Origin of the sequence: Paraburkholderia sp. BR10937 (assembly GCF_040965695.1) — a bacterium.
In the GTDB taxonomy this organism is placed as follows: Bacteria; Pseudomonadota; Gammaproteobacteria; order Burkholderiales; family Burkholderiaceae; genus Paraburkholderia.
In genome coordinates, this window is record NZ_JBFRCL010000018.1 from 79,386 (window position 1) to 99,005 (window position 19,620).

Here is a 19,620-nt window from a genome sequence, read left to right on the forward strand (position 1 = left end):
GCATATTAGGGAGGCTGCGCGGGGATTACCGTTCGCCGGAACACAGAGTCCGCCTTCTGGCGCACGAACTCTGCCTTCCCGGCAGCCTTCTGGATCACAGGCTTTGCATTCGATCCGATACGTCTCTCAGGAAGCGACGCGTAGCGTCGCCGCATCCGGGGCGAACGAACTGCCCGACGATGTCGTGGTCCGAGCCCCGTATTTCTATCGCATCCGCGAACCGCGCTGCTTTACATGGCGGAACAAGCCTGCCATTTGTCGGAGTACAGACGATTGCGATCATGTATGGCCGAGGCCAACATCGCGGATTTGCTGGCATGCACACCCCGATATGCTCTTCGCGCGATTCGCCAATTGTTACTGGACGTTCATTCCGTGTCGAATCACTTGCAGAGCAGAAGGAGGCGCTCCTGGTCCGAGCACGGGCGTGCATTGACTTGTTCCGCTGCAGCAGCGCGCGGTGGCGCGGCCGCCTGCATCGCGGCGCGATGCGCGAAACACGCCTTGAGGCGCCGTTCGACGGGCGGATAGTATTGCCAGCCTTTGCCGAGGCCCGGTAGCTCGAGCTTGACCTGCTTCCACTTCGGATGGCCGTGCTCCTGCAGGTTGTCGAAGTTCGCGCAGAGCGAATCGGCAAAACGCTTCAGGTTGCCGACCGTATCGCGCAGGTTGTAGTCATAGGTGACGAGAAAGGCCTTGACCGTCCACGTCGGCACGTCTTCCTTGAGCCAGTTCGGGTAGCTCGACACGTGGATCGTCGCGGGATAGTAGGTCTGCTTTGCGCGCGCCGTTTCCGGCGCGTTCGCATCGACGCGCAGGAAGCGGATCTGCTGCAGCAGCTCGGGGTTCATGTCGGTGAAGAGCTTGGCGGGCTGTCCGGCGACGATGATGGCCACATCGATCTTCTTGACGATGAGCGCGGCCAGCGCGTCTTCGTTGCTCAGGTGCTGCGCGTTCTGCTCGGGAATCGGCTGGCCGAACATGAGGCGGTACAGCGTGGTCGCCGACTGCGCGGTGCCGCTGCCGATCAGGCCGACGCTCATTACCTTGTCCTTGATCTCGTTGATTGCTTTCATCGGCGAATCGTTACGCACGACGAAGTAAATCTCTTCGTCATAGAGCGGCATGATGAGCCGCAGTGGCCGTATCAGCGTGCCGGCCTCTTCGTTGCCGGAATTGGCCATGTCGACGTAGGCCTGGTAGACGTCGGACTGCACGAGCGCGAGCTTCACGCCGGGCTCGAAACGCATGCGCTGCACGTTTTCGGCCGAGCCTTTCGATGGGATCACTTCGAGGCTGATGCCCGCCGGCTGCGCGACCCATTTCGCCAGGTCCTGGCCGATCTGAATGTACGTGCCGCGCTCCTGGCCGGTTACGATTTTGTAGTTCGCGTCTGCCGCGGCGGAGACGGCGACCGGCGCACAAAGCAGGGTGAACAGTCCCGCCAGTGCCGCTAGTGTCATTTTCAGCATCGTTTTTCACCCACGTTGGAAGTGATGAACGGCGGATTTCCCCATTTCAGGGAATCGTTTTCAATGTGTGGCTTCGGAGGGGGCGGCGTGCTTCCAACCGAGTTCGAGAATCGCGCGCTCCTGTGCATCGGCGCCTTTATCGTTGCTGGCCGGACCCGGAGCGCCCGTGCTGGCGGATTCGTCCGCAGCGGTCGCCGCGGCGTTCGGATTCGCATCGCCGAGGTCCGTCGGATTCGCGTTTGCTGGAGTGTTGGTCGCACCCGGCAGCGGGGGAGGTGGCGCGGATGCGGGCGGGTCTTGCGATGCCGACGGCGTGGCCACGCCCCAATCTTGCGACGACGGCAACGGTACGGTGCGCGCATCGCGCGGCAGTGGCACCGCCGCATCCACTTGCGCTGCGCCCTTCGGCGCACGGAGCGGCGACCAACCCGTCGCCAGGATGGCGCGCTCCATCAACGATCGCGCGTGCAGGCTGCCCGGATCAATCGCGAGCGCCTCCGATGCCTGCTCTCGCACGCAATTCCAGGCGCGTTGCGTGGCACATCGGTCCGCGCTTTGCAGCGCGTTGTCGCGGCGTTGCTCCGCCGGTGCGCTGTTGCGCGGTACCTCGCGCGCTTCCTGATTGTTCGCGTCACGCGCGAGTGGGGCATTCGCGTTTGGCGAGCTGTTCTGCGCGAGGCTCGCACGCGAGGCGCGTACTTCTCTTTGCTGCCCGTGTCTTTCGCCGTACAGGAGAAACACAGCGTAGGCGATTGCGACGATGAGCCAGGCGAGCAATACGCCCTTCGCGAAGCGCCCTTTACCGGTGTGCCAGAACGGGCGGTGTTGCTCGAGTTGATAGTAGTGCAGATAGTCGGCCTGCACCGTGGGGCGACTGGATGCGGCTGCGCCGGCAAACGCGACCTTTGCGACGGCAGGCATAGACGCTGCCGCGGAATCGAGGACTCTCAACGTGGCTTTGGAGCGCGCGTGCGCAACGGTATCCAGCGGACGATCCGTGCCGCAGTAAGGGCAGGAATCGGCGTACTGATAGAGCGCCCCGCCACAGAACTTGCATGGTGTGGGGAAACTCTGGTTACGAGTCATCTGAGCTGACATGCTGTCGTTCCACCGTCATGGCGACGCCATTTCGGCATGTTCAGGATCGTCGTTGAAGCGATCGGCGAAGCCTCGCGGAACCCACGATCTGCATGCGCAGGAGAGCGGCGGTGCCTGACCGGGCGCAGCCGCTCGAAAGATCATATGAGTGATTTTCCGTTCATCCGTTAATTGCCGGTGTTGCCTACCGCACATATGCGCTGCCCGCGAGCAGTGGGCGCCAACAAACCGGTTGTGCGTATAAATCGCGCCGGATCATGGCAGGATCGGGGATTTCCCCGAGAGGCATCCCGGATGACCCGGCAGGCCGGGGCCTGCTTGCTGGATGCCGTTGCTTCCAGAGTCATGCGGCTTCTTGTCGGCTCGGATGTCGCGTCGATCTATCCTATTGTTTTAATTGAAGAATAATTCGATGTGGCACCAGGCCCGACATCCGATAGTTCTAACCTGAACTAGCAAAAGTGCCTCCGGGGTCGAACCAATCTCAACGGAAATTCCCCATTCCGCCCCTTCTTGAATTTGTCACTCCCCGTCCATATAATTAGCACTCACCGCATGAGAGTGCTAACAACTCTGGTGTTAACAACATCTCTGGCTGGCGGTTACCGGCAGCCAGGTTTTCTTGAGTCGCTTCAAGTCCTAATCAAGAGAGGATCTATCCATGAACCTTCGTCCTTTGCATGATCGCGTGATCGTCAAGCGCCTGGATCAAGAAACCAAGACCGCTTCGGGCATCGTGATCCCGGACGCAGCGGCAGAAAAGCCGGATCAAGGCGAAGTCCTGGCAGTCGGCCCGGGCAAGCGCGACGACAAGGGCGCCCAGATCGCGCTCGACGTGAAGGTCGGCGATCGCGTCCTGTTCGGCAAGTACGCTGGCCAGACCGTCAAGGTCGATGGCAACGAACTGCTCGTGATGCGCGAAGAAGACATCATGGCCGTGGTGAACAAGTAAGTTCATTCCACCGCTCACTATTCAAGAATTCAAGGAGTTAGAAGATGGCAGCTAAAGACGTCGTGTTCGGCGATTCCGCCCGTTCCAAGATGGTTGAAGGCGTGAACATTCTCGCCAACGCAGTGAAGGTCACGCTGGGTCCGAAGGGCCGCAACGTGGTGCTCGAGCGCTCGTTCGGCGGCCCGACGGTCACCAAGGACGGTGTCTCGGTCGCAAAGGAAATCGAGCTCAAGGACAAGCTCCAGAACATGGGCGCGCAAATGGTCAAGGAAGTGGCTTCCAAGACCAGCGACAACGCCGGTGACGGCACGACGACGGCTACGGTTCTGGCCCAGTCGATCGTCCGCGAAGGCATGAAGTACGTCGCATCGGGCATGAACCCGATGGACCTGAAGCGCGGCATCGACAAGGCCGTCGCAGCAGCAATCGAAGAGCTGCGCAAGGTCAGCAAGCCCTGCACGACCAACAAGGAAATCGCTCAAGTCGGCTCGATCTCGGCAAACAGCGACACGTCGATCGGCGACCGTATCGCTGAAGCGATGGACAAGGTCGGCAAGGAAGGCGTGATCACCGTCGAAGACGGCAAGTCGCTGCAAGACGAGCTGGAAGTCGTCGAAGGTATGCAGTTCGACCGCGGCTACCTCTCGCCGTACTTCATCAACAACCCGGACAAGCAAGTCGCCGTGCTGGAAAGCCCGTTCGTCCTGCTGTTCGACAAGAAGATCTCGAACATCCGTGATCTGCTGCCGGTTCTGGAACAAGTCGCGAAGGCTGGCCGTCCGCTGCTGATCATCGCTGAAGACGTCGAAGGCGAAGCTCTGGCAACGCTGGTCGTCAACAACATCCGTGGCATCCTGAAGACCGTCGCCGTCAAGGCTCCGGGCTTCGGCGACCGTCGCAAGGCCATGCTGGAAGACATCGCGATCCTGACCGGCGGTCAAGTCATCGCGGAAGAAACCGGCCTCACGCTCGAAAAGGCAACGCTGGCCGAACTGGGTCAAGCCAAGCGCATCGAAGTGGGCAAGGAAAACACGACGATCATCGACGGCGCTGGCGAAGCCGTGAACATCGAAGCGCGCGTGAAGCAAATCCGCACGCAGATCGAAGAAGCGACGTCGGACTACGACCGTGAAAAGCTGCAAGAGCGCGTTGCCAAGCTGGCAGGCGGCGTGGCAGTGATCAAGGTTGGCGCTGCGACCGAAGTCGAAATGAAGGAAAAGAAGGCACGCGTGGAAGACGCGCTGCACGCAACCCGCGCTGCCGTTGAAGAAGGCATCGTCCCGGGCGGCGGCGTTGCGCTGATCCGTGCACGCACGGCAATCGCCAACGTGAAGGGCGCCAACGCAGACCAGGACGCAGGTATCAAGATCGTCCTGCGCGCCATGGAAGAGCCGCTGCGCCAGATCGTCACGAACGGCGGCGAAGAAGCTTCGGTCGTGGTGGCAGCAGTTGCTGCTGGTCAAGGCAACTACGGCTACAACGCTGCGACCGGCGAGTACGGCGACCTGGTGGAAGCCGGCGTGGTCGACCCGACGAAGGTCACGCGTACCGCGCTGCAAAACGCAGCTTCGGTCGCTGGCCTGCTCCTGACGACGGACGCAGCCGTTGCTGAAGTGCCGAAGGAAGATGCTCCGATGCCCGGCGGCATGCCCGGCGGCATGGGCGGCATGGGCATGGACATGTAATTGCGATCCGGAGTTGGTGCTTCAGCGCCTACTCCGGTCCCATGCAGAGTCAGGCTTTTGCCGAAATTACATCGACGTGCAGGGAGCGCCCCGTGAGGGGTGTTTCCCTCGCCCGAAAAGAAAACTCGCAGCGATGCGAGTTTTTTTTCGTCCGTGCGGTTTGCACGGCCGGCCTCCGCGCAGAAGGCCAGGCAGCAGTCTTATTGTTTCGCTTCGCCGGGCGGGGCTTCGTCCGCGTCCGTATCGTTGCTGCGCGCCCAGAAGAACCGGTCGGGCAGCCACGCGCCCATCCCCGGCCTGAACGCGTTCTGCACGGCCTGATACACATATTCCTGCGCTTCGCGCACGGCCTCGGGCGGCTCCTGCCCATTGGCAAGCAGCGCGGCGATGGCGGCGCCGAGTGTGTCGGTCACACCCATCATCGGCTGCGTGGAGCGGTCCCACAGATCCTGGCGCAACTGGCCGTCTTCGCAATACAGCGTGTTGACCACGCGATGCGTGCCCGTTTCCATCGCGAGGATGTACTCGCAACCGGTGGCGAGCAGATGCGCAATGGCCGCGTCGACGCTGGGCGCTTCCGCGTCGCCGTCTGGCTGTGCGAGCGCGATCAGCGTGGCGGAGTCGGCCACGAGCAGCGTGGTCTGCGGCACGAGCAGGTCGGCCATGGCTTCGCGCAGTTCGTCGGCGGCGAGCACGTGCTCGTCGTCGAGCGTGAAGTCGGGAGCGAGGATGAGCGGCAAGTCGTCATAGTCGGCGACCACTTCGGCGATCGAGCTCACGACCTCGGCGCGCGCGCCCGCACCAACCTTGAACGCCGCGATCGGCATGTCTTCGAGCAGCATGCGCGCCTGGGTGGCGACGGTTTCCGGGTCGAGCCCGGTCACTTCGTCGCAGCCCGCGGAGTCGCGCACCGTGTAGCCGGTCAGCGCGGTGACGCCGTGGCAGCCCATGCTGGCGAGCGTGAGCAGGTCGGCTTGAAGTCCGCCGCCGCCGGTCGGGTCGGAAAGGCCGAAGGTGAGGACGATGGGAGGGGTGTCGCTGGGCATGAACGTGGCGAGATGGATTGGACTTCGGGCGCGGCGTACCGTGCCGTCATAAGCGAATGCTTTAATTATGCGGCTTATCGATGAATCCGGGGGACGGATGACCCCGGCGCGCGCGAGGATTTTTCCGCGCCGCACGAGCCGCTCGCGGCAACGCATTCTGTTTGATCCCGTGCAGGCCAGATTTCCTCTTGCTAGGCATGGAAACGGCAACAAGGTACCATCATGGCTCTCGTTTCCCCGATTTTTTTTCCGACTGGTTTCGGACTTTTCGACGCGGCATAAGAATGGAATATAGAAGCTGGATGTGCCTGATCTGCGGCTGGATTTACGATGAAGAAGCCGGTTTGCCAGACGAAGGCATTGCCCCCGGCACGCGCTGGGAGGATGTCCCGATCAACTGGACCTGTCCTGAGTGCGGTGCGCGCAAGGAAGACTTCGAGATGGTCCAGATCTGAGCGCGTTGCTCAAATAGCTGGCGATAGTCGGCGCGCAGTCTGGCTGCAGATTCCAGAAGTGTGGCGGGTGTGGAGTGCGGTGTCGCAACGGCGGGCACCGTATTTGCGCTTGCCGTCGCGGTTGTCGATGCTCCCGTCGACGCCACTGTCGAGATTGCCCGCCCGGTCGGCCCGCTAACGTTTTCGGCGCTGCCCTATGAGTCATCCTTCAAGCTCTGATGTGCGGTTCGAAGCGTTGCCGAATCCGCGCGGCGGTGCGGTGCCGTTCGCGCATGGCGCGCTCGCCCAGGCGCTTGCCGCGCTCGAAGAGCAGCGCGATGTGGCCCGGCCGCTGCGCCAGGCCGCCCGTACGCTGCACGACGCCGGCTGGCTTGCCGCGGCGCGCTTTGCCGACACGCTGCTCCTCGCTTCCCCGCTCGCGCTCGCCGCGCCGGTGCCCGTCGCGCCGCCGCCGGGCTTGCCCGCGCGGCCGCTCCATGCACCCGAGGAAGTGCAAGACGCTGAAATCCGCGTCTTGTTCAGCGAGGCGCTCAAGGAACTCGTCGCCGCGCTCGAGCGCCGCAATCTGCGCGAACTGGCGTGCTCGCCCGCGCTTTTTGCGCGGCAGCATGCGCTCTTGGCCGCACTGGCGGAGCACGTGCCGGGCATCGCGCTCGCTTACGAGGACGTGGCGCTGCAGGGCAGGCCGCTCGCGCCCGCTTCGCTGCATCCGCAGCCGGCGCAGCGTTTTGGCCAGGTGCGCGCGCGCTTCGAGCAGGCGCTGCTGCATGCGCTGAAATCGCAAATTGGCAACGGCAGCCGGGCGGCCAACGCGCTCGCGCTCGCGGCATTCGACGAAATGGACGCCTGCATGGCCGAGCTATCGAGTCCCGATCCCTACGACTTCTGGCGACTTGCCGCCGCGTGCGCACGCGCGCTGCGGCGCGGCGTGGCGTCATGGGGCGACGAGGGCGTGCGGCGGCTTTACGCGCGCTGCAATCTGCTGATCGGCGAGCACGCGCGCGGCCTGCGCTTCGCGCCGCAAACGCTCGTGCGCTCGACGCTGGCGTTGCTATGGCGCGACTACGCGCTCTTCGGGGCCGCCGCGGAAGACACCGTCGACGTCGATTTGCTGCACGACTACGGCTTGACCGTCGAATGGCATATCGCCGGCACGCAAGCCTCGGAAGCGCTGTGGGAAGCCGGCAGCGCGCAGGCCGGCGCGCTCGCGGCGCGCGTGGCGCCCACGCGCGAGCTGGGCGCGCTCGTCGTGAACGGCAACGCGTATGAAGATTTTCTGCAGACTGCCGATGCGGCGATGATCGCGCTCGGCACGCACTCACGCACGCTGACGTTGCGCGGCGCGGGCGCGGAGCCTGCCGACGCGCTGGTCGCGGCCGAGGCGGCGTATCGCATCGGTGCGGCGGCCTGGGCGCTCGGGCTCGGTCACGTCGGCCAGCTCGCGGATGCCCTCGGCCTCGCCTGGCGGCGCACCGCACACGCGGCAACGCTCGCGGCGCTCGAGGCGCTCGAGGCGCACGGCGCGCCCTCGGTTCAGGCGCCCGGCGCCGAGGCGATCGAGCACGCCAGTGAGGCGCTGCGCGCCATGCTGCACAAGGTCGCGGCGGGCATCGCGCAGCCCGACGCCACGCCCGCGGTGCGTGCGCTTGGGGCGGCGATCGTTGGCGGCGTGGCGCCAACCGCAGCGCAGCCCGCAGCGCAATCCATTGCGCACTGAATGCACCGGGCGGGCGGATCGGCGGCGCGCGTCTGGCCGCCCAGGCGCCGGGCACCGGCCTTGCGCCGTTGGCCCATTGCCTTGCAAGGGCGCAGCGCGCGCGTGTTAGAGTGAGCTATTCCCTGCAATGCGCAACGCGTAGCGGCTGGCAAAGTGCGTGGCGGCCATCGGGCGCCCGACTTCCGGCCTGGCAGCGCGCCGCCATTGCGCATCGTCTTTGCTAGAATTCAAACCATGTCCAAGAGTACCGATCGCATCAATCTGACCAACCAGTTCCTGATCGCCATGCCGAACATGGCGGACCCCACGTTTTCAGGAACGGTGGTCTACCTTTGCGATCATTCGGAGCGCGGCGCGCTCGGTCTCGTCATCAATCGGCCCACCGACATCGATCTCGAGGCACTCTTTTCCCGCATCGACCTGAAGCTCGAAATCGAGCCGCTCCTGCACGTGCCCGTCTATTTCGGCGGCCCGGTGCAGACCGAGCGGGGCTTCGTGCTGCACGCGCCCGCCGAGGGCACGAGCTATACGTCTTCGATGTCGGTGCCGGGCGGGCTCGAGATGACCACGTCGAAGGATGTGCTCGAAGCCGTTGCCAACGGCAGCGGCCCCGAACGGTTCCTCCTCACGCTCGGCCACGCGGGTTGGGGCGCCGGTCAGCTCGAGGACGAAATCTCGAAGAACGGCTGGCTCACGGTCGAGGCCGATCCGAAGATCGTATTCGACGTGCCCGCCGAAGAACGCTTCGAAGCCGCGCTCGCGCTGCTCGGCATTTCCTCGACGATGTTGTCGGGCGAGGCGGGTCACGCATGAGCGTGGCCGCTGGGCGAGGGGCCGGCGAGGCCACCTTGCTTGCGTTCGATTACGGCGAAAAGCGCATCGGCGTGGCGCTCGGCAATGCGCTCACGCGCAGCGCCCGGGCGCTCACCGTCATTCCAAACAAGAGTCGCGACTATCGTTTCGAAGCGATAGGCGAGTTGCTGCGCGAGTGGCAGCCCGACCTGCTTGTGGTCGGCCTGCCGTGCCATCCGGACGGCACGCCACACATCATGACGCAGCACGCGAAGCGCTTCGGCAACCAGCTCAACGGCCGCTTCGGCCTTCGGGTGGTGTGGGTGGACGAGCGCTATTCGTCTGTCGACGCCGAAGCGCGGCTGCGTGAGCGCGGCGAACGCGTCGACCATGTCGACGCCGAAGCGGCCTCCGTGATTCTCCAGCAGTACCTCGACGAACTCCCGCTCTGACTGGCCCGCGAGTTGCCCGATGCGAGTTGCCCAATGACTACTCCCGACGCTGAAGCGCTGTACTTCGCCCTTCTCGACGAGATTCGCGCGGCTTATCACGCCGATGCGTTTGGCGCGCCCGGCGGCGTGGCGATCGTCGGCATCCATAGCGGTGGCGCGTGGATCGCCGAGCGGCTCGCGCAGGACGTCGGGACGCACGAATGGGGCGTGCTCAACGTCGCGCTGCACCGCGACGATTACGCGAAAAAGGGCCTGCACAGCAAGGCGAGCCCAACGGCGCTGCCGTTCGCGGTGGAAGGCCGCCACATTCTGCTCGTCGACGACGTGCTGTACACGGGCCGCACGGTGCGCGCCGCGCTCAACGAACTCTATGACTACGGGCGGCCGGCCTCCGTCGAACTCGCGGTGCTCGCCGAGCGCGGCGGGCGAGAGCTGCCGGTGTCCGCGCGTTTCACCGGCGGCGCAGTGAGCGTCGGCGCACACGAAACGCTCGTACTTGCGCACAACCCCGACGGCCGCTTCGCCTTTGAAGTCGAGCAGGGCAGCGGTAGCTGACGCGCGCATCGAATACATTCGGCGGCAGCGACGGCAGAAGTACAGGCACGCACGCTGGCCACACGCCGGCCATCACATCCAGGATTCACGCGATGAACACACAGCCCACGCCCGCCGCGTCCCCAGCGGACGATACGCGGTTTCGCTACGGCTTCCTCAAGGGCAATCCACAGCTCACGAAGAATGGCGAGCTTAAACACCTGCTGTCGATCGAGGGGTTGTCGCGCGCGATCCTCACGCATGTGCTCGATACCGCCACGCAGTTCGTGAGCGTGACCGACCGCGACGTGAAGAAGGTGCCGCTGCTGCGCGGCAAGTCGGTGTTCAACCTGTTTTTCGAGAACTCCACGCGCACGCGCACCACGTTCGAGATCGCGGCCACGCGTCTTTCGGCCGATGTGCTCAACCTGAACATCAACGCTTCATCGACGAGCAAGGGCGAGTCGCTGCTCGACACCATCGGCAATCTTTCGGCGATGCACGCCGACGTGTTCGTCGTGCGCCACGCGTCGAGCGGCGCGCCGTACCTGATCGCCGAGCACTGCGCGCCGCACGTGCACGTGATCAACGCCGGCGACGGCCGCCACGCGCACCCGACGCAAGGCCTGCTCGACATGTACACGATCCGCCACTACAAGCGCGACTTCACGAACCTGCGCGTGGCGATCGTCGGCGACATCCTGCATTCGCGTGTGGCGCGCTCGGACATCCACGCGCTGACCACGCTCGGCGTGCCCGAGGTGCGCGCCATCGGCCCGCGCACGCTTTTGCCGGGCGGCCTCGAGCAGATGGGCGTGCGCGTGTTTCATAACCTCGACGAAGGCCTGAAAGACGTCGACGTCATCATCATGCTGCGCCTGCAGAACGAGCGCATGAGCGGCGCGCTGTTGCCTTCTGCGCAGGAGTACTTCAAGAGCTGGGGCTTGACGCCCGAGCGCCTCGCGCTCGCCGCGCCCGACGCGATCGTCATGCATCCGGGGCCGATGAATCGCGGCGTGGAGATCGACTCGCAGGTCGCCGACGGTCCGCAGTCGGTGATCCTCGACCAGGTGAGCTTCGGCATTGCGGTGCGCATGGCGGTGATGGGTATCGTCGCCGGTAACAACGATTGAAGCCGCTAGAAGGCCAGGGCAACAGATGAAGATCCATATTCAAGGCGGTACGCTGATCGATCCGGCGGCCGGGACCGAACAGCAGCAGGACGTGTACATCGAAGCGGGCAAGATTGCAGCGTTTGGCGCGGCGCCCGCAGGCTTCCAGGCGGACCGCACGCTCGATGCGCGCGGCCTCGTGGTCGCGCCCGGTCTCGTCGACTTGAGCGCGCGCCTGCGCGAGCCGGGTTACGAGCACAAGGCCACGCTCGACTCGGAGATGAACGCGGCGCTCGCGGGCGGCGTGACGAGCCTCGTGTGCCCGCCCGACACCGACCCTGTGCTCGACGAGGCCGGCCTTGTCGAAATGCTCAAGTATCGTGCGGGCAAACTTGCGCGTGCGCATGTGCATCCGCTGGGCGCGCTCACTGTTGGCCTGAAAGGGCAGGTCATTACCGAGATGGTGTCGCTGACCGAAGCGGGCTGCATTGGCTTCACGCAGGCCGACACGCCGATCGCGGATACCCAGGTCCTGCTGCGCGCGCTGCAGTACGCGAGCACCTATGGCTACGCCGTGTGGCTGCGGCCGCAGGACGCGTATCTATCAAAGGGCGGCGTGGCCGCGAGCGGCGCGCTGGCTTCGCGTCTCGGCCTCTCTGGCGTGCCGGTGAGCGCGGAGACGATTGCGCTGCATACGCTTTTTGAACTGACGCGCGTGACGGGCGCGCGCGTGCACGTGCAGCATCTTTCGTCGGCGGCGGGCGTGGCGCTCGTGCGCGCGGCGAAAGCCGAGGGCCTGCCCGTGACCTGCGACGTGACGGCCAACCATCTCCATCTGATCGACATGGACATCGGCTATTTCGACGCGCAGTTCCGGCTCGACCCGCCGCTGCGCCAGCAGCGCGATCGCGAGGCGCTTCGCGCGGGCCTCGCCGACGGCACGATCGACGCGATCTGTTCGCAGCACACGCCCGTGGACGACGACGAGAAGCTGCTGCCCTTCGCCGAAGCGACGCCGGGCGCGACGGGCCTCGAACTGCTTCTCTCGCTCACGGTGAAATGGGCGCAGGAAGCGCGCGTGCCGCTCGCGAAAGCGCTCGCCCATGTGACGTCGGCGCCCGCAGCCGTGATGCAACATGATCTGGCAAGCCCGGCGGGACGGCTCGCCGTGGGCGCGAGCGCGGACCTCTGCGTGTTCGATCCCCATGCGCACTGGCGCGTCGAGCCGCGCGCGCTCAAGAGTCAGGGACACAACACGCCGTTCCTCGGCTACGAACTGCCCGCCGTGGTACGCGCAACGCTCGTGGCGGGCCGCGTGGGCTTTGAGCGCAGTTTCGATTGAGTTGCGAACGTGCGTGACAGATTTGTGTCACGTGCATCTGCTAGGATTTCGCGATTCAGCTAATCGTCAAACATGAGCCTCTTCATTCGCAAGACCCGCCTGCTCGCGCATTTGCTGCGCGGTGCCCTGACCGTCGCGTTGCGTTTTCCGCGCGCAAGCGCCGATCAGCGCCACGCCATGAACCGCGCATGGTCCCTCAAGATGCTCGAACTATGCGGCATGAGGCTCGTCGTGCACAACGAGGCGGCGCGGCTCGACGCGGGCGCGCTCGTCGTGAGCAACCATATCTCGTGGATCGACATCTACGTGATCAACGCGTGGCGCCCCACGCCGTTCGTCTCGAAGGCCGAGATCCGCAACTGGCCCCTCATTGGCTGGTTCGCGCAGAATCTCGACACGGTGTTCGTCGAGCGCGAGAAGCGAAGCGATGCGAAACGCATCATGCATGAGCTGGCGGCGCGGCTCGAGCGCGGCGAGCTGATGTGCGTGTTTCCCGAAGGCACGACCTCGGATGGCCTCGCGCTCAAGCCGTTTCACTCGAACATGTTCCAGGCGGCGGTATCGGCTGGGAGGCCGGTGCAGCCGCTGTGCATTTTGTATGAGGATGCGCAGGGGCGGCAGTCGGTTGCGCCGGCGTATATCGACGACCTCTCGCTCAAGGATTCGCTCGACGCGATGCTTAAGTCCGGGCCGCTGACCGCTCACGTTTATGTGGGCGAGGCGATCGAAGCGGGGGATGACCGGCGCAAGCTGGCGGCGCGGGCGCAGGAGGCTGTGGGGCAGGCGTTGGAGACGATGCGGGGTGAGGCGGCCGCGCATCCCCATGGAGTGGCGCAGGCGACTTGACGCCAGAAGGCTTGTGCCTGCGCGCTCGTGGGTGCGTTAGTCGTTCGTAATAGCGCGACAACTCTCACAGGGCACCTGCGTGAGGATGCGTTTGCCCGGATCGCCGACGAGATGGATCGCCGAGAGCTCCTCGCCCCAGACGCAGCCCGAGTCGAGCCCGACCAGGTTCTTGCGCAGGGTGAGGCCAAGCGCCGCCCAATGGCCGAACACGACGGTGATGTCTTCGGTCTTGCGCCCCGGTACGTCGAACCACGGCATGAAGCCTGGCGGCGCGGAGTCGAGGCCGCCGCTGGTTGAGAAGTCCATCACGCCGTCACTGTCGCAAAAACGCACGCGTGTGAGCGCGCTGCAGGTCACGCGCAGGCGCTCGATACCCTTAAGGTCCTTGGACCAGCGGTTCGGCTGGTTGCCGTAGAGGCCGGCAAGTGTTTCCCGCCAGTTGTCGCGGCGCAACGCTTTTTCGAGTTCGTGCGCAAGTTCCATCGTGAGATCGACGTCCCACTGAGGCAAAACGCCTGCATGCACCATCAGCATGCCGTTCTCGTAGTGCGCGATCGGGCGATGACGCACCCAGTGCAGCAGATCTTCGGCGTCGGGTGCACTCAGGATGTCGCCGATGGTGTCGTCTTTCTTCGCCTTGCGAATGCCTGCCGAAACGGACAGCAGATGCAGGTCGTGATTGCCCAGCACCGCCACGCCGCGATCGCCGAGTTCGATCACCTCGCGCAACGTTTCGAGCGACGCGGGACCGCGATTGATCAGGTCGCCCGCGAACCAGAGCGGCGTGTCCGGGGAGGGCGCGGCTTTGGCGAGCAGTTCGCGAAATGGTGAGAGGCAACCCTGAAGGTCGCCAAAAGCGAGAGGGGCGGGATGCGGCGCTTGCTCTTTCATTCGGTTGATGGCTGGGGGTGTACGGCGTGGCGCGAGGCAATGACGGTATCACAAGATGAGTGCCGTCGCGTGACGCCGCGGAAACAGGCTAATGCATGGCGGATGAACGATTCGACCCCGGCATGGCACGAAAAATGCCAAACGAATTTGTCAAGCTGTTTCAAGATGTTAGGGGGGTAGCGTTCGTACACGGTATCCTTATAATTCTCTATCGATAAAATTAGAACCAGAATCTGCGGGGGTAGGTAAGGCTGAATCTGCTGGATCGGGCGCTTCTCCCGCACGAAGGCTATTTCTACAGTTAGCTTTCAGGTCATCTGGTGTAAAGATTGACGCCAGAATTGCTTCCGCACTCGCGCAATACAAGGAGTTCCATGATTCTGGTTACGGGCGGTGCCGGCTTTATCGGCGCCAACTTTGTGCTTGACTGGCTGAGTCAATCGGACGAAGCCGTATTGAATGTCGACAAGCTCACGTACGCGGGCAATCTCGGGACGCTGAAATCGTTGCGGGACGATGCGAAGCACATATTCGCGCGCGTGGATATTTGCGACCGCTCAGCGCTCGACACGCTCTTCGTCGAGCACAAGCCGCGCGCGGTGCTGCACTTCGCGGCCGAAAGCCACGTCGATCGATCGATTCATGGTCCGGCTGATTTTGTTCAGACCAATGTCGTCGGCACCTTCACGATGCTCGAAGCCGCTCGCCAGTACTGGAGCGACCTGCCCGCAGCCGAAAAGGCCGCGTTTCGTTTCCTGCACGTCTCCACGGACGAAGTGTTCGGCTCGCTCTCGGCAACCGACCCGCAATTCTCCGAAACGACACCGTACGCGCCCAATAGCCCGTACTCGGCGACCAAGGCGGGTTCGGACCATCTCGTCCGTGCCTACCATCACACGTACGGCTTGCCCACGCTGACGACGAATTGTTCGAACAACTACGGCCCGTACCAGTTTCCGGAAAAGTTGATTCCGCTGATGATTGCCAACGCGCTCGCCAGCAAGCCGCTCCCGGTGTACGGCGACGGCCAGAACGTGCGCGACTGGCTCTACGTGGGCGACCATTGCAGCGCGATCCGCGAGGTGCTCACGCGGGGCAAGGTCGGCGAGACCTATAACATCGGCGGCTGGAACGAGAAGAGGAATCTCGAAGTCGTGCACACGTTGTGCGACTTGCTCGATGAACTGCGCCCGAAGGCGGCGGGTTCGTACCGCGAGCAGATTACCTATGTGACGGATCGTCCGGGCCATGATCGCCGTTACGCGATCGATGCGCGCAAGCTCGAGCGCGAACTCGGCTGGAAGCCCGCCGAGACGTTCGAAACCGGCCTTGCGAAGACAGTGCGCTGGTATCTCGACAATCAGGCATGGGTCGATGACGTCGTGTCGGGCGACTATCGCAAGTGGGTCGAGACGAATTATGCGAAGCGCGGGTGAGGAACAAGGCGATGGCACGTAAAGGCATCATTCTCGCGGGCGGCTCCGGAACGCGGCTGTATCCGATCACGCACGTCGTGTCGAAACAGCTGCTGCCGGTGTACGACAAACCGATGATCTACTACCCGCTGTCGACGATGATGATGGCGGGCATTCGTGACGTCTTGATCATCTCGACGCCGCAGGACACGCCGCGTTTCGAGGCGATGCTCGGTGACGGCAGCCAGTGGGGGATGAATATCCAGTACGCCGTGCAGCCGTCGCCCGACGGACTCGCGCAGGCGTTCATCATCGGCAAGGATTTCATCGGCAACGATCCGTCGGCGCTGATCCTTGGCGACAACATTTTCTACGGACACGATCTCGCAAAGCAGCTCGAGCATGCTAATGCGCAAGAGAGCGGTGCGACGGTGTTCGCCTATCACGTGCACGATCCCGAGCGTTATGGCGTGGTCGAATTCGATCAGTCGTTCCGTGCGGTGTCGATCGAAGAGAAGCCCGCGAAGCCGCGTTCGAACTATGCGGTCACGGGGCTGTATTTCTACGACAATCGCGTGTGCGATATCGCCTCCGACATCAAGCCTTCGGCGCGCGGCGAGCTCGAAATCACCGATGTGAATTCGCGCTATCTTGCTGACGGCGCGCTCAGTGTCGAGATCATGGGGCGTGGGTACGCCTGGCTCGATACCGGTACGCACGATTCGCTGATCGAAGCGGCGACCTTCATTGCGACGCTGCAGAAGCGCCAGGGTCTCGTGGTTGCGTGTCCCGAGGAGATCGCGTATCGCAAGCAGTGGATCGATGCGGAGCAGGTGTTGAAGCTTGCAAAGCCGCTGGCGAAGAACAGCTACGGGCAGTACCTCCAGAACATTCTCACTCATCAGGTTGCATGGCTATCCAGGTAACGGCGACGGCACTGCCCGAAGTCAAGATCATTGAGCCCAAGGTGTTCGGTGACGCTCGCGGGTTCTTCTACGAGAGCTTCAACGCGCGCGAGTTCGCCGAGCACGTGGAGCAGGGCGTCGAATTCGTGCAGGACAACCACTCGCGTTCGTCGCGAGGGGTGCTGCGCGGGCTGCACTATCAGATCGAGCATGCGCAGGGGAAGCTCGTGCGTGTGGTCGAAGGCGAAGTGTTCGACGTCGTGGTCGACGTCCGCAAAAACTCGCCGCGGTTTGGCAAGTGGGTTGGTGTGAATCTGTCGGTCGACAATCATCGCCAGTTGTGGGTGCCGCCGGGTTTTGCGCATGGCTTTGTCGTGTTGTCGGAGTCCGCGCAGTTCCTGTACAAGACGACCGACTACTGGTACCCGGAGCACGAGCGCAGCATCATCTGGAACGATGCGGATATCGGCATCGAATGGCCGATCGAGGGCGAGCCGGTGCTGGCGGCGAAGGACGCAGCCGGCGTGCGTCTGGCCGAAGCCGAACTCTACGCTTGAGGCCGTTATGAGTCGGGAAATGACGATCCTCGTGACGGGCGTGACTGGCCAGGTTGGATTCGAATTGCTGCGCTCGCTGCAGGGGCTTGGCCGCGTGGTGCCGTGCGACAGGTCGACGCTCGATCTCTCCGATCTAGAGCGTGTGCGAGCCTTCGTACGGGACCTGAAGCCGTCTCTGATTGTGAATCCCGCTGCGTATACGGCGGTGGACAAGGCCGAGACCGATACCGAGGCTGCACGACGCTTGAACGTCGATGTGCCGCGCGTGTTCGCGGAAGAGGCTGCGCGTGCCGGTGGTGCGCTCATCCACTTTTCGACCGACTATGTGTATGACGGTGCGAAATCGAGCGCGTACGTGGAAACCGACGCGACGAATCCTCAGAACGTGTATGGGGAAACGAAGCTAGAAGGCGAACGTGCGATTGCGGCGACGGGATGCGCGCACGTGATCCTGCGCACGAGTTGGGTGTACGGCCGACGCGGTAAGAATTTCTTGCAGACGATGCTGAAGCTGGGCGGCGAGCGGAAAGAATTGCGAGTCGTTGCGGACCAGATCGGCGCGCCGACCTGGGCGAAGACGATTGCGGCTGCGACGTCGCACATCGTCGCGCAAGGCGCAGCGGCAGATGACACCGACTGGTGGGTGCGTCGTTCCGGCGTCTACCATCTGACGTCGGCCGGAGCGACGTCGTGGCACGGCTTTGCAGAAGCGATATTCGCGGCTGCGATGGGCGCGGATGCGCCGACGGTCTTGCCGATTCCCGCAAGCGACTATCCGACGCCTGCGAAGCGGCCGGCCAATTCGAGAATGTCGCTGGACAAGCTGACCGAGGTGTTCGGTTTGCGGATGCCGGATTGGCACGATGCGCTGCGGCTGTGTTTGGCTGAGTAGATCAGACAGCAGTTTGAGAAGGTTGCGCTCTCAACCTTGAAGTTTCATCAAGATGATTAACTGAATGACCGATCCTGTTTATTACCTCCATATCCCGAAAACGGGGGGGACTTCGCTTATCTCTTTCCTGGATGATCAATACGGTCCGGAAGAGATCTGTCCGGCGCAATTGCTTCCGGACTTGTTCGAACTCCCATTGGAATCGATGGAGCGGTACAGGTTGTTCCGTGGTCATCTTTGGCATGGTTTGGGCACCTACCTCGAGCGGAATCTGACTTACATCACGATGCTCCGGGACCCGCTGCAACGTACCGTTTCGTGGTACCTGCATGCGATGCGCGATGAAAACGCATACCGGCATCAGCAAATGAAAAGTGGAGGGTGGTCGCTGCTGGACTTTGTTCGGGATCCTGAAACGAACTGGGATATCGTCAATACGCAGACGCTGTTTTTGGCGGCGGACCTTGACTATCAAAAGCTGTCGCGCGATCCGGTTGGATACGGACGCGCGGCCGTCAAGGAATTTGCCGAACGTGGAAACGATCGGAAATTGCTGGATCTCGCAAAAAGGCGGCTTGAATCATTCGCGTTTTTCGGTATCACCGAGCGAATGCGCGACTCCATGAGTCTTCTTGCCCACGAGCTCGAGTTTTTTCCCAGCTTCGCGGTGCCCAGACTAAACACCTCGTCGAATCGGTCGGGAAATGGCGAGTTGGCGGCGGCGGAAATCGACGCGATTCGCGAACTGACCGCGCTCGATCAGGAATTGTACGTTTGGGCTTGCCAGCTCTTCGAAGATCGCATGGGCGAGATGATGCGTTCGCTATTGATGGAGCGCTATCGGCAGGCGGAAACATTGGTCAGGAAGTCCTGGCACGAGCCTGTTGCCGAGCAGGCCCGAACCCACTTCGGGGTGCGTATGCTCTCTGCACCGCCGCACGTGGCTGCGGATGAGCGGTTCTTCGTTCAGATCGGGTTGCGCAACCAGTCTCGCTACCAGATCGCCAGTCGCGCGCCGAATCCGGTGCATGTCGCGTATCACTGGCTTGACGCGAAGCGTTCACAGGCCGTGGTGTTCGACGGCGAGCGCACAACGCTGCACGCGTCGTTGATGCCGGGTGAGGAAAGGGAAATGCAGGCGCTCGTCGTCGCGCCATCCGTCGCCGGGACGTACGTTCTGCGATTGACCCTCGTTCAGGAGGGCATTGCCTGGTTCGACGATGGAGATTCGAACGCCTTTGCCGAGGTCGAAGTAACCGTCAGGTAAGGTTTTTGCTTTCAGGTGTGACAGGTCCCTGTCGATTGGGCTTCAATGGGGGACGATCATTACCTTGTGTTACGGACGACAGTAGTTCGCCGGATATAATCCTTGCCCGGCCCGGCCCGGTTTGGCTTGTTAAGCCGACACTACTTTGGCGGTTCATCAATACCAATATAAGTGGCGGAGGATTTCCTTC

At 63.2% G+C, this 19,620-nt stretch carries 19 protein-coding genes; 15 read left to right on the forward strand and 4 right to left on the reverse strand.

From position 1 onward, the window contains the following. Positions 1–383 precede the first annotated feature (383 nt). Positions 384–1,472: a TAXI family TRAP transporter solute-binding subunit gene (locus AB4Y44_RS16920; protein WP_368700277.1), complete on the reverse strand. Its 1,089-nt coding sequence runs from the start codon at positions 1,470–1,472 to the stop codon at positions 384–386. A gap of 60 nt (positions 1,473–1,532) precedes the next feature. After that, on the reverse strand, positions 1,533–2,393 hold the full coding sequence (locus AB4Y44_RS16925; protein WP_368700278.1) for a hypothetical protein: 861 nt from the start codon (positions 2,391–2,393) through the stop codon (positions 1,533–1,535). 838 nt (positions 2,394–3,231) lie between these two features. On the opposite strand from AB4Y44_RS16925, the gene groES reads away from it, so the two are divergent. Both groES and groL read left to right on the forward strand, forming a co-directional pair. Then, positions 3,232–3,522 carry a co-chaperone GroES gene (gene groES / locus AB4Y44_RS16930; protein WP_110857043.1) on the forward strand — a complete coding sequence of 97 codons (291 nt, stop codon included), beginning with the start codon at positions 3,232–3,234 and terminating at the stop codon, positions 3,520–3,522. Between the two features lie 44 nt (positions 3,523–3,566). After that, positions 3,567–5,207 (forward strand): chaperonin GroEL, encoded by a 1,641-nt coding sequence (gene groL / locus AB4Y44_RS16935; protein WP_342921541.1) that lies wholly within the window; start codon positions 3,567–3,569, stop codon positions 5,205–5,207. Between the two features lie 200 nt (positions 5,208–5,407). On the opposite strand, the gene AB4Y44_RS16940 is transcribed toward groL, so the two are convergent. Beyond that, positions 5,408–6,253, reverse strand: a complete 846-nt coding sequence (locus AB4Y44_RS16940; protein WP_368700279.1) for a hydroxymethylpyrimidine/phosphomethylpyrimidine kinase — start codon at positions 6,251–6,253, stop codon at positions 5,408–5,410. Positions 6,254–6,537: 284 nt separating this feature from the next. Between AB4Y44_RS16940 and AB4Y44_RS16945 the strand changes: the two genes are divergently transcribed. The 8 genes from AB4Y44_RS16945 (at position 6,538) to AB4Y44_RS16980 (ending at position 13,503) form a co-directional block, all read left to right on the forward strand. Continuing rightward, complete coding sequence (locus AB4Y44_RS16945; RefSeq protein ID WP_008342674.1) at positions 6,538–6,708, forward strand: rubredoxin; 171 nt, start codon at positions 6,538–6,540, stop codon at positions 6,706–6,708. Positions 6,709–6,904: 196 nt separating this feature from the next. Continuing rightward, the gene (locus AB4Y44_RS16950) at positions 6,905–8,425 is read left to right on the forward strand and encodes a hypothetical protein (RefSeq protein ID WP_368700280.1); all 1,521 of its coding nucleotides are present in this window, start codon (positions 6,905–6,907) and stop codon (positions 8,423–8,425) included. A 234-nt stretch (positions 8,426–8,659) separates the two neighbouring features. Continuing rightward, on the forward strand, positions 8,660–9,238 hold the full coding sequence (locus AB4Y44_RS16955) for a YqgE/AlgH family protein (protein WP_028202127.1): 579 nt from the start codon (positions 8,660–8,662) through the stop codon (positions 9,236–9,238). Next, positions 9,235–9,669, forward strand: coding sequence for a Holliday junction resolvase RuvX (ruvX, locus tag AB4Y44_RS16960; protein WP_368700281.1), 435 nt, complete (start codon positions 9,235–9,237; stop codon positions 9,667–9,669). The genes AB4Y44_RS16955 and ruvX overlap by 4 nt, the downstream gene beginning before the upstream one ends. Positions 9,670–9,702: 33 nt before the next feature. Continuing rightward, on the forward strand, positions 9,703–10,224 hold the full coding sequence (pyrR, locus tag AB4Y44_RS16965; protein ID WP_368683821.1) for a bifunctional pyr operon transcriptional regulator/uracil phosphoribosyltransferase PyrR: 522 nt from the start codon (positions 9,703–9,705) through the stop codon (positions 10,222–10,224). A gap of 92 nt (positions 10,225–10,316) precedes the next feature. Beyond that, complete coding sequence (locus AB4Y44_RS16970) at positions 10,317–11,336, forward strand: aspartate carbamoyltransferase catalytic subunit (RefSeq protein WP_368700282.1); 1,020 nt, start codon at positions 10,317–10,319, stop codon at positions 11,334–11,336. 25 nt (positions 11,337–11,361) lie between these two features. Next, positions 11,362–12,657, forward strand: coding sequence for a dihydroorotase (locus AB4Y44_RS16975; RefSeq protein ID WP_368700283.1), 1,296 nt, complete (start codon positions 11,362–11,364; stop codon positions 12,655–12,657). A gap of 72 nt (positions 12,658–12,729) precedes the next feature. Next, positions 12,730–13,503, forward strand: coding sequence for a lysophospholipid acyltransferase family protein (locus AB4Y44_RS16980; protein ID WP_368700284.1), 774 nt, complete (start codon positions 12,730–12,732; stop codon positions 13,501–13,503). 36 nt (positions 13,504–13,539) lie between these two features. Here AB4Y44_RS16980 and AB4Y44_RS16985 read toward each other — a convergent pair whose 3' ends face one another. Continuing rightward, entirely contained in the window at positions 13,540–14,394 is an 855-nt protein-coding gene (locus AB4Y44_RS16985) for a symmetrical bis(5'-nucleosyl)-tetraphosphatase (RefSeq protein ID WP_368700285.1), read from the reverse strand. A gap of 374 nt (positions 14,395–14,768) precedes the next feature. Between AB4Y44_RS16985 and rfbB the strand changes: the two genes are divergently transcribed. From rfbB to AB4Y44_RS17010, 5 genes are all read left to right on the forward strand, one after another. Further along, positions 14,769–15,830: a dTDP-glucose 4,6-dehydratase gene (gene rfbB / locus AB4Y44_RS16990; protein WP_368700286.1), complete on the forward strand. Its 1,062-nt coding sequence runs from the start codon at positions 14,769–14,771 to the stop codon at positions 15,828–15,830. Positions 15,831–15,841: 11 nt separating this feature from the next. Then, a complete protein-coding gene (gene rfbA, locus AB4Y44_RS16995) occupies positions 15,842–16,735 on the forward strand; it encodes a glucose-1-phosphate thymidylyltransferase RfbA (RefSeq protein ID WP_368616868.1) in 894 nt (297 codons plus the stop codon). Beyond that, positions 16,720–17,271, forward strand: coding sequence for a dTDP-4-dehydrorhamnose 3,5-epimerase (rfbC, locus tag AB4Y44_RS17000; protein WP_368700287.1), 552 nt, complete (start codon positions 16,720–16,722; stop codon positions 17,269–17,271). The genes rfbA and rfbC overlap by 16 nt, the downstream gene beginning before the upstream one ends. A gap of 7 nt (positions 17,272–17,278) precedes the next feature. After that, positions 17,279–18,163: a dTDP-4-dehydrorhamnose reductase gene (gene rfbD / locus AB4Y44_RS17005; RefSeq protein WP_368700288.1), complete on the forward strand. Its 885-nt coding sequence runs from the start codon at positions 17,279–17,281 to the stop codon at positions 18,161–18,163. Between the two features lie 64 nt (positions 18,164–18,227). After that, complete coding sequence (locus AB4Y44_RS17010) at positions 18,228–19,430, forward strand: sulfotransferase family 2 domain-containing protein (RefSeq protein ID WP_368700289.1); 1,203 nt, start codon at positions 18,228–18,230, stop codon at positions 19,428–19,430. Positions 19,431–19,620: the final 190 nt, after the last annotated feature.

Bases quoted from the DNA above. Each gene is read 5' to 3' on its own strand.
- AB4Y44_RS16920 (WP_368700277.1), bottom strand. From the start codon at position 1,472: ATGCTGAAAATGACACTAGCGGCACTGGCGGGACTGTTCACCCTGCTT.
- AB4Y44_RS16925 (WP_368700278.1), bottom strand. From the start codon at position 2,393: ATGCCTGCCGTCGCAAAGGTCGCGTTTGCCGGCGCAGCCGCATCCAGT.
- groES (WP_110857043.1), top strand. From the start codon at position 3,232: ATGAACCTTCGTCCTTTGCATGATCGCGTGATCGTCAAGCGCCTGGAT.
- groL (WP_342921541.1), top strand. From the start codon at position 3,567: ATGGCAGCTAAAGACGTCGTGTTCGGCGATTCCGCCCGTTCCAAGATG.
- AB4Y44_RS16940 (WP_368700279.1), bottom strand. From the start codon at position 6,253: ATGCCCAGCGACACCCCTCCCATCGTCCTCACCTTCGGCCTTTCCGAC.
- AB4Y44_RS16945 (WP_008342674.1), top strand. From the start codon at position 6,538: ATGGAATATAGAAGCTGGATGTGCCTGATCTGCGGCTGGATTTACGAT.
- AB4Y44_RS16950 (WP_368700280.1), top strand. From the start codon at position 6,905: ATGAGTCATCCTTCAAGCTCTGATGTGCGGTTCGAAGCGTTGCCGAAT.
- AB4Y44_RS16955 (WP_028202127.1), top strand. From the start codon at position 8,660: ATGTCCAAGAGTACCGATCGCATCAATCTGACCAACCAGTTCCTGATC.
- ruvX (WP_368700281.1), top strand. From the start codon at position 9,235: ATGAGCGTGGCCGCTGGGCGAGGGGCCGGCGAGGCCACCTTGCTTGCG.
- pyrR (WP_368683821.1), top strand. From the start codon at position 9,703: ATGACTACTCCCGACGCTGAAGCGCTGTACTTCGCCCTTCTCGACGAG.
- AB4Y44_RS16970 (WP_368700282.1), top strand. From the start codon at position 10,317: ATGAACACACAGCCCACGCCCGCCGCGTCCCCAGCGGACGATACGCGG.
- AB4Y44_RS16975 (WP_368700283.1), top strand. From the start codon at position 11,362: ATGAAGATCCATATTCAAGGCGGTACGCTGATCGATCCGGCGGCCGGG.
- AB4Y44_RS16980 (WP_368700284.1), top strand. From the start codon at position 12,730: ATGAGCCTCTTCATTCGCAAGACCCGCCTGCTCGCGCATTTGCTGCGC.
- AB4Y44_RS16985 (WP_368700285.1), bottom strand. From the start codon at position 14,394: ATGAAAGAGCAAGCGCCGCATCCCGCCCCTCTCGCTTTTGGCGACCTT.
- rfbB (WP_368700286.1), top strand. From the start codon at position 14,769: ATGATTCTGGTTACGGGCGGTGCCGGCTTTATCGGCGCCAACTTTGTG.
- rfbA (WP_368616868.1), top strand. From the start codon at position 15,842: ATGGCACGTAAAGGCATCATTCTCGCGGGCGGCTCCGGAACGCGGCTG.
- rfbC (WP_368700287.1), top strand. From the start codon at position 16,720: ATGGCTATCCAGGTAACGGCGACGGCACTGCCCGAAGTCAAGATCATT.
- rfbD (WP_368700288.1), top strand. From the start codon at position 17,279: ATGAGTCGGGAAATGACGATCCTCGTGACGGGCGTGACTGGCCAGGTT.
- AB4Y44_RS17010 (WP_368700289.1), top strand. From the start codon at position 18,228: ATGACCGATCCTGTTTATTACCTCCATATCCCGAAAACGGGGGGGACT.